Raw genomic sequence first — 2,079 nt, forward strand, 5'->3', positions numbered from 1 at the left:
CATCGCCTGCGGGTGTCGCCGGTACAATGTGCCGGTGCTGCGCGGGGTTAGGTGCGTCTGCTTCAGGCACGACTTCATCGAAGCCGTCGTCCTGAACTGATTAGCGTGCGAGAGGCTATGGACAGTGGGCGAGGAGGCAGAGGTGATCGAGAACAGGAATAATGACGCGGTGAGAAGCGGGAAGCGTTCGCTGCGCCGAAACTCGACGTTGAAAAACGAGACCACGGTATGACCGATCTCGTTTCCTCGCATTCCGATTATGTCGGCATCCACGGCGATATCGTGGCTTTGCTGGAAAGTACACGCCTCGCTGCCGCACGCAGCGTCAATGCGCTGATGACTGCCAGTTACTGGGAGATTGGCAGACGCGTCGTCGAGTTCGAACAACGCGGGCAGGATCGGGCGGCATACGGCGACGCGCTGATCAAGCGACTATCCGCCGACTTGTCTGCCCGATTCGGCCGCGGCTTCTCCGCGCGCAACCTAGAGCAAATGCGCTCGTTCTACCAGGCTTGGCCGACGGAGCGAATTTCGCAGACAGTGTCTGCGAAATTGAGCGGACATCAAAATCCGCAGATACCGTCTGCGGTTTCTGTCAGCACAAAAACGTCAGATTCCCTGCGGCGTAACGTAGTTGACTTATTCACCGTTGCAAATGCCTTTCCCCTGCCTTGGTCGGCCTATGTGCGTCTGCTTTCGGTCAAAAGTGAGCAGGCTCGGACCTTCTACGAAGCTGAAACTCTGCGTGGAGGGTGGTCGGTACGCCAGCTTGATCGACAAATTGGCAGCCAGTTTTACGAACGCACGGCTTTATCCCGCAACAAGGCTGCCATGCTGGAAAAAAGCGAGGTGGTCAAACCAGGCGACGCCCTTACACCCGAGCAGGCGATCAAAGACCCCTTCGTTCTGGAATTTCTCAATCTCAAGGACGAATACTCCGAATCCGACTTGGAAGACGCATTAATCCAGCACCTGGCCGACTTTCTGCTGGAATTGGGCGATGACTTCGCGTTTGTAGGCCGTCAGCGCCGGCTACGCATCGACGACACCTGATTCCGCGTCGATCTGCTTTTCTTCCATCGTCATCTCAAGTGCCTGCTGGTGATTGACCTCAAGGTCGGCAAATTTGGATATGCCGATGCCGGCCAAATGCACCTGTACCTCAACTACGCGCGCGAACATTGGATGAAGCCTGGAGAAAATCCACCCGTAGGCTTGATTCTCTGCGCCGAAAAAGGCGCGGCAGAAGCTCGTTACGCGCTCGAAGGCCTGCCGAACAAAGTGCTGGCTGCAGAGTACCAGACCGTATTGCCTGACGAAAAGCTGCTGGCTAAAGAGTTAGCCAAGACGCGGCTGGAGCTGGAAGCACGGCGCTTCAAACAAGCCGGCGATGTGGATGATGACAAGTAAATCCGTGATTTGATCGGCTTGCGCCGTAGCCAAACCGAAACGGCGTCATCCGTTGAGCGGCGGTCGGCTGGTCGTTTATTAACATCCGTGCGCTGTTTGGCAACGGCCTCACCGCCCTTCACCTACCTCCGCTTGAAACTAGCCGACCAATGCATGGCAGGCCGTTCTACAAGCATATAAAACACGAACCCCACCGCCACCGGCACGATCAAGAACACGAACGACGGCCAGATCGCGGTCTGCAGTGTCGAGCGGAACAGCAGCGATCCAAGGAAAATCAGAATCGGAATATGCACGATATACAGCGAGAAGCTGAACTCGCCGAGCCATGAAAATCCCCGTACGGGCAACGAATTTCGCATGGGTTTATCGAGTACCTGATACAGATACAGCGCGAACGCCACTGCCCAAAGCTGGAACGCCAGATACTGCGCAACCTGGAACGCGGCACATCCAGCCAACGCAACCACGAGTGCCGCGCCCAGCAGTTTCCACGATCCCTTCGTCAACTTGACCGCATCCGGCGCGGCCTTCGCTTCGGCGATCCACGCGCCGAGCGTCCACGAGAACCAGTACGACGCAAACAAGATGATCTCGTGACGCTCGAACACGAGCGCGGACACTACGTTGACAACGCCCACACTCGCCAGCACCGCCTTCATCCCGATC

Annotated in this window: 2 protein-coding genes and 1 pseudogene; 1 reads left to right on the forward strand and 2 read right to left on the reverse strand. The window is 56.9% G+C overall.

Annotated elements, in window-relative coordinates; genetic code table 11:
- Nucleotides 1-225, reverse strand: a 225-nt coding sequence (locus ACFFAR_RS31555) for a hypothetical protein (RefSeq protein ID WP_375509268.1), incomplete at its 3' end; no start/stop codon positions are given.
- A 3-nt stretch (nt 226-228) separates the two neighbouring features.
- On the opposite strand from ACFFAR_RS31555, the pseudogene ACFFAR_RS31560 reads away from it, so the two are divergent.
- Nucleotides 229-1,410: pseudogene (locus ACFFAR_RS31560) on the forward strand (YhcG family protein).
- Nucleotides 1,411-1,532: 122 nt separating this feature from the next.
- Here the strand turns inward: ACFFAR_RS31560 and ACFFAR_RS31565 are convergent.
- Nucleotides 1,533-2,079 (reverse strand): acyltransferase family protein (locus ACFFAR_RS31565; protein ID WP_375509269.1); only part of this gene is annotated, 547 nt, incomplete at its 5' end.

Source organism: uncultured Caballeronia sp. (assembly GCF_964243625.1).
In the GTDB taxonomy this organism is placed as follows: domain Bacteria; phylum Pseudomonadota; class Gammaproteobacteria; order Burkholderiales; family Burkholderiaceae; genus Caballeronia.